This is a genomic window from Paraflavisolibacter caeni (assembly GCF_025628885.1).
Classification (GTDB): domain Bacteria; phylum Bacteroidota; class Bacteroidia; order Chitinophagales; family Chitinophagaceae; genus Flavisolibacter; species Flavisolibacter caeni.
In genome coordinates this window covers 997,339-1,004,586 of record NZ_JAOTIF010000001.1, presented here as the reverse complement: position 1 = coordinate 1,004,586, position 7,248 = coordinate 997,339, and the positions used below count along the sequence as shown (strand labels likewise).

The window sequence follows — 7,248 nt, the reverse complement described above, 5'->3', positions numbered from 1 at the left end:
CTGCGGAGGCACTGGCTCAGATCCTCTGGCCGGTCGTAGGTGGCCACAACTATAGACACCTTTACTTCCGGAGAAAGACCGGGAATAGAACTGCCTGGTTGTTTTTTTATCAAGTAATGATTCTTTATTGCATGAAGGGCGTGGTTCCATGCACTTTCATTATTGATATTACGACCCACCTTTAAAATTGAAACACTAAAATGACGGGTGATCGCATCAGCTAATTCGTATTGGCTAATGTGATCATTTTTATTTAAAAAATTTATACTTCCTATCAAACAGCTATTGAAATGAACAAAAACTTGTACTTCCAAATACCCTTTTATGTCCACAATTGGCTTCAGAGGCTGATTGATTTCCACGGTCCGTATAGCCACATTTTCCTTTAATTCTATTTCAGCTTGTTTTAAAACAGGATTTGTAAACTTTAGCTTTTCATCAGGGAGCATCATTTGGTTTGCTATCCGGCAGGCCTTCTGATAACGGTTCATTCCGGAAAAGAACCCTTTCAGCTCAGCTGTGATCAAATCCCGCGGAAACTGGGTAGGAATCAGATATGAGTTAAACAGACGTCTTAAATGCCACCAACGCAACCACCATAGCCCTAAACGAATAAAAGCCCACCGCTCCTCAGGATACCCTTTTGCACTTCGAACCCAGAACGCATATAAACCCACACCATTATTGGTAATTTGTGTATATAATTTACTGATCTCGCGCCGGTGCCGGTGGCGTACCAGGGCTCTGGGTTCATATACCAGCTCATAGCCTTCTTTCAATACTCTAAAAAACATTTCTATATCCCCGCCACCATTTGTCACGGTGCCAACATCCAGAGCAGGATCAAAAAGACCAATTTGATCAAACAAGCGCCGGTGGAGGGCCATATTGGCTCCGGTACCAAACTGTCCTGCACAACCAAATAATGTAGCGGCTCTCTTATCTTTTTCACCTGGCAAACTCCAGGACTTTCGTTGAAACCCTTTACCAAATCCTCCGTACATTTCAAATAATACCTGTGCCTGGGTTTCCAATTCGTAAGGCACGACCAGGCCGGTAACAGCCATCACCTCCGGGCTTTCAGCAAACACACTTGCCAGGGCTTTTACCCAGCCTGCATCTACAATTACATCATCATCGGTAAAAGCAATGATTTCTCCTTCCGCTTCCAAAACAGCCCTGTTTCTGGCCCAACTAAGCCCTGGTCTGGGTTCGCATATGTAGCGTACAGAAGGATAGTGATTCTTTACCAAAAGCGCTGTATCATTTGTTGAAGGGGCGTTGTCTACCACCAGGATTTCCAGGTGGGGATAATCAAGCCCACAGAGCGCATCAAGGCATAAGGCAAGGTCCGTTGTGCGGTTACGCGTACAAACAGCCACTGTTACAAATGGCATGATCCCTGTCGGCTCTGGTGGTTTCACGTTAAATAAGTCCTCAATCCTTAAATCTTTCGGACTTTCAGAGGACAATAATCCATTTTGCAACAAACGATTAATTATAGCTGTATGATGTTTTTCAAGAATTTCTTTACTTATTATACTTGCATCAACCTGACCTCCTGTTACAGGTACATTGATATAACCAATCGGAGTGCCATGTAAACGCACTAAGCCTTGTAAGCCAAGATATTTATCCAAACCTGTAATACTTTCTATAGGTGCACTTAATTCGACATCAATCACTTTAATTGGACAAAGCATACGCTGACAGTTAATAATCTAAATGAGAAAAGAATAAATAATAAATGCTTCTCCCAAGGAAATTTGGTTTAAATGACAGTCTATTCATCAGTACGGAAAATGTGCTAGCTATGCTTAAACAATAGCTTCAAAACGTCTATCACTTTAACATTCTGCTTCCTTATGGAAAGTTATCTGACTATTTCCTAACTCTGATCTGAATCTTCGAGTTCCGGAAAGTGTCCCATACTTTTTTCGAACTTGTTTATTCCAACGTAATGTTTTCCAATAAGAAATAGGACTGGTGAGCATTCCGAATAATTCATACAGGGAAAGCCGTATTGGAATTTTAGTAGGATGGATTAGGTTTTTCAGGTTCCATTTTAAGAACCAATCTAATATAAAAAATTGAAGAATAGTAAAATGCCTTACCGTTTTTTTGCGAAAACAAACAATCAAATAACACCCAAAACTACAGCCATTATTGAAAATCTGCTTACTAAGAGCAGAATTTTCTTTCCTATGGTAGTGCCATACAAGCATAGTGGGTTCGTAAACAAAAAGGTGCCCTTTGTTTACCAGACGGTGGAAAAATTCAATATCACCGCCGCCATTACTTGGAGTACCGACATCTAATGCGGTATCAAACCCACCTATTTTCTGGAAAATTTCACGACGAAAAGCCATGTTTGCACCAATGCCAAAGTTGCTAGCCCATAGCAGCTGTTTTTCGCTGATCCCCCCCTTCCTTATAAAACGACGAAGAAAACCATGTCCCATTCCTCCATAGCCTAATTCGAAAACATGTTGTGCCTGTGTTTCTAATTCGGCCGGGGCTACATAACCACTGACGCCCATTACTTGTTTGTCAAGAAAAATATTGGCTATAGCCTGTAACCAGTATTTATCCACGATTACATCATCATCAGTAAAAGCAATAATAGGATATTTCGCTTCTGCTATTCCCCTGTTGCGTGCCCAGTCGAGCCCCGGGCAATTTTCCCTTACATAATGAACAGGGAAATTAGCAACCAATTGCTGTGTGTCATCATTACTGGGTGCGTTGTCTACAATGATGATTTCGTAGTTAGGATAAGGCAGTTGTAAAAGGGTTTGAAGACATTGAGCTAGTTGTGCTGTACGATTGCGTGTACAGACTACAACACTAATACCTTCATATGAAGAAGAATCGTTCTTTCTAACAAAAGACCTGGATAGAAATTCTTGAATAATGGCAGGACCAAGTTGCCTTTTTATAGCCATGCACAAATCTTCGGCAGAAATACTACCGGTTTCATTTCTCGAAAAGTTTAGCCAGCCAACAGGTTGTTTTTGCATACGGACCAATACACGGTAATGATCATATCCTTCTTCGAAAGGAATAGATATTATATTTCCGGGTATTTCCAGTTCAAGTACTTTAGTGGCCATGTTGACTGACAATAATATATTATTTTTTTAGATTAAGCCCTCACAATAAGCTCATCATTTTCCAAAGAAAAAGAAACCATAAAAGACTCAGATAGTTCTGTGGCTAACAAATAACGCAAATGATCTCCGTTGATTCGCTCAGCACCTGGCTTAAAAGGAATGGATCCAATTATTTGCTTTCCATAGCAAATATTAACACTACGAGGACGCAATTGATCTAACTTCTGTGTTGCAGCTAGTATGCCAGGCTTAAGATCTATCTCAAATTCTACATCTGGTGTTTCTTGCTCCATGATATAATTGGGTACAAAAAACATTTTTTGCTTGTCGGGCAATTCATCTAACCATCCCCTTAAATACCAATACCTGTGAAGATGGTAATTTAAAGCCTTCCACTTGCTCCTTAATTGCAATTTCTCTAAAACGAACATCAGATACTTTAAACATGAAGCAATGGTATCAGTGATTTTAAGAGAAGCCAATAAAAGAAAAGCTTTTTTATAGAGCAAAAAGGAATACTTTTTTTTAAACCTGCTCATTTGTAAAGGAGGTATGATCATGTCTCGATGCATGCACCAAAGCCTCACATCTGCTTTTCCATCTTCCCTTTTTCTTTTTAGAAAACGATGAATATCCGTTATCTCGTCTCGATGAATGCCCCAGGCATCTTTTGAAAAAATAAAATTTGCACCCAGGTTGATTAAACGTATGCCAAATTCATAATCATCACGATAATGTAAACCCGAAACAAAGCCTTGCGCCTTTTTGAATAGATCAGAAGAAATAGAAAAATTACTACATGAAAAATCTTTGTAGCTATACCGGTAACCTGGAATTCTCATTCGTTGAAATCTTTCTTCCCAATTTGCTTGCCGATCTATTTGATAATAGTCAGGGGATTCAGCCAAAGCAAGAGGCAAGTATCCTATAACAACTGCATCTTCTTTGTTTTGATGAGCAAGCATATGTGCCTCTGCAAACCCTTCCGATGGCTCTACATCATCGCCAATAAAAATAAACAAACTACCGGAGGCTAAAGAAGCCCCATTATTCCGGGCTTTTGCCGGCTCATCTACAGACATCTCATAGAAGATAAATTTAAATGGAGCTTTATAATTCTGTAACATAGCAACCGTATTGTCTGTACATCCATAAGCCACAACAATTACCTCAATTAATTGAACCGCATAGGTTTGTGATCCTAATTTATCAAGTAACCGCTTAACCGAATGAACCCGATTATGTGTAGATATAATGATACTTATGGTGGTTTCAGTAAGAATCATGGTACAGATGGTTTCGTTTTATTCTTCTTTTTGATTGTAAATATTTCCAAGGACCTAAAATACAACCTTGCAATTCAGTAACCAGTAAGCTTAAGGGTTGGCTACCCGGTCTCCGGAGAAGGGATTGTACAACATTAGGTAACTGAGTTCGTATAAACCAGGTATAAGCCAATTTTGGTATTCCCAATTGTTTTTCAACAATCAATAATCGCATCCAAAAAGCATAAACTCCAATTCCATATCCCCTGATTGCTTTTTTCGTTTCCTTCCAGGTGCGGCGATGCCGATGCCAACTTAATGCGTCTGGTTCATAGACAATAGTATAACCTGATAACAATAATCTTGCAAAATATTCATGATCACCACCTGATTCTGTAGGTGTACCAGCGTCTAAAGCTTCATCAAAAAGCCCCACAGCGTTTTGTACTTCTTTCCGGAAAGCCATATTAGCTCCTGCTCCAATCTTGCCTGTATTTAAAGGATGCCATGTATTAAGGGAGTATTCCTTACGATAGAACCCCTTACCAAAAGGACTGTATCTTTCAAAAGCTTCCTGAGCTTCTGTCTCAAGTTCATAGGGCATGGTCATCCCTGTAACACACATCACAAGTGGACTATTAAAATTGCGTAATAATGCTCTTAGCCAGGAGGGATCCGGGATAGCGTCATCGTCGGTAAAAGCCACTATCTCATTTCGAGCCTCTTCCAAAGCCCTGTTACGTGCATTATTCAGCCCTGGCCGATTCTCGTATATATATCGAATACTACCATAACTTTCCACCAATTTTTTAGATTCATCGGTTGAAGAACAATTGTCAATGACTAATATCTCCTGGCCATCATCTGGCAATTGCATTAGAGCATCCAAACAACGACGTAAATCTTCTGGCCTGTCACGGGTACATATAGCTATAGTTGCTTTGGGATAAGTAAAATCGATCTTGTCTCTTTCGTCCCAACCCAGGAAATCTTTAATCCAAACCTTTTTTAAGATTGGTTCGACTTCAGAAATGATTACTGGATAAATTTGCTCCACTCTGATACTTCCATTATTGATAGGGACAGTTATTTTACCAATTGGTTTCCCCTTGAACCTGATTAAAATAAACGCTTTTAAATAAGCTGTTAAGCCTGTAATTTCAGATGGTAGATTTATTAAATCAAGATCAAGTACCGCAGTCGCCATCCTATAAAAAGTTTTGAAGTAGACAGATTATAAGCATATTATTGAAAATACTTATTTTTTCCAAGATTTCATAGCGCCTCAATTATTGATTTACCTATATAAACAGGAATATACTTGAGAAACTTTCTTTGGCTTCATCCATTAGGAAATTAGATAATCAGCTTGATTACACAAGGCACTGCCTCATAGAAAAAGTTTATTACCAGCAGCTTAATGGGTAAAAGTCTTACTTTCTCCTCCAAAATCTTTCTCTTTTATCGAAGGAAATTTATTTTGAATGGAAGCCGTTCTTTTGGATATATTCATCAAAATATTCAAATCATTTACCGAATCGACCATACCGCGCAAATACCAGTAAGTCTGCTGCCTGCCTAACAATTTCTCCCATAATTGAAACATATGTAACCACTCTGCTACACGAAGTGCATAATTATAAATAAAGGCTTCCCTTTCAGCAAGTAATTTCCTTTTATAAATAAATTGTAGAGCTCTTTGGTAAAATGGGGGAATACCATCTACGAATTCCTTGATGACAGGTATTGAGTCTATCAGGTGCGGATATTTCTGATATAACTGAACAGCAGCTTTACCCTCTGAATATTTTCGGTTTAACCAACGGTTTAGATCTGTTATTTCATTATGATATCCCATAGCTTCCGGTTCAAATGCAAATTGAGCATCTGCTTCAATCAAGCGGACACCCAACTCATAATCTTCCTGGCATTTAAATGAGGCATCAAATCCTCCAACGGAGTTAAAAAGCTGAGCAGATAGAGAAAAATTCCCACTTAACAAATTACGATAGCTAAAGAGATGACTTTTATGCTTCATTGCATCAAATATTTCCTCCCACCACATTATTAATTTTCTTCCAAAAAAACCTTTCTGATTCTTCAATACAGTGGACAAATAGCCAATTACGACTTGATTTTCAGCTCTTTGATGTGCATTGACATGGGATTCGACCAATTGAGGTGAAGCTGTAATATCATCGTCCAAAAAAAGTAATACAGAACCAATAGCATGAGCCGCCCCTCTGTTTCTGGCAGCAGCAGCACCACTAGCTTCCTGTTCAAAAATTTGTAATTTGTATGGCGCCTTGAAACTCCTTATTACTTCAATTGTATTTTTTGTGCAGCCATCAGCAACAACAATCACCTCAAACTGCAACTTAGAAAAACTTTGGACAGAAAGGGATTTCAAGGCCTGTAACAATGCCTCCTCCCTGTTATGCGTAGGAATAATAACACTTATGATCATTTCTGCTCCAGACATCTTTATGATTTGAGTAAGATCATAGGATCAGCATGCTTCCAACTAAAGATTTACATACTATTTCCGGAATGCTATGTAATATAATCTTTTTAGCAATTTTAAAGCTAAACCATTTTTGGGAATCTTGCTTTATACTGTTTCACGTTTTTACAAGCATGTAATAAGAAAAGGATTGAAAGCCAATCTGTTGAGAAAAGCATTAGGCAAATTCAAGCTCCAGGTGCCACTATGATTATTGGAAAATAAGCCTTATTGCAGAACCAAATATTCCATAAATTCTATATACCAACCTATATGACAAGCATAAACGTAAACCAATGTGCCTAATGGCTAAAATGAAATGTATAACATACATGATAAGTAAGTTATTTTCTACACCTATTGCTGC

General features: G+C 38.6%; 5 protein-coding genes. All 5 read right to left on the bottom strand.

Annotated features, from left to right (window positions below; genetic code table 11):
- On the bottom strand, positions 1 to 1,703 hold a 1,703-nt coding region (locus tag OCK74_RS04115), incomplete at its 3' end, for a glycosyltransferase family 2 protein (protein ID WP_279295727.1).
- A 144-nt stretch (positions 1,704 to 1,847) separates the two neighbouring features.
- Positions 1,848 to 3,113: a glycosyltransferase family 2 protein gene (locus tag OCK74_RS04110; RefSeq protein ID WP_279295726.1), complete on the bottom strand. Its 1,266-nt coding sequence runs from the start codon at positions 3,111 to 3,113 to the stop codon at positions 1,848 to 1,850.
- A 32-nt stretch (positions 3,114 to 3,145) separates the two neighbouring features.
- Complete coding sequence (locus OCK74_RS04105) at positions 3,146 to 4,399, bottom strand: glycosyltransferase family 2 protein (RefSeq protein WP_279295725.1); 1,254 nt, start codon at positions 4,397 to 4,399, stop codon at positions 3,146 to 3,148.
- The gene (locus OCK74_RS04100) at positions 4,386 to 5,585 is read right to left on the bottom strand and encodes a glycosyltransferase family 2 protein (RefSeq protein ID WP_279295724.1); all 1,200 of its coding nucleotides are present in this window, start codon (positions 5,583 to 5,585) and stop codon (positions 4,386 to 4,388) included. The genes OCK74_RS04105 and OCK74_RS04100 overlap by 14 nt, the downstream gene beginning before the upstream one ends.
- 210 nt (positions 5,586 to 5,795) lie before the next feature.
- Positions 5,796 to 6,860, bottom strand: a complete 1,065-nt coding sequence (locus OCK74_RS04095) for a glycosyltransferase family 2 protein (protein WP_279295723.1) — start codon at positions 6,858 to 6,860, stop codon at positions 5,796 to 5,798.
- Positions 6,861 to 7,248 lie beyond the last annotated feature (388 nt).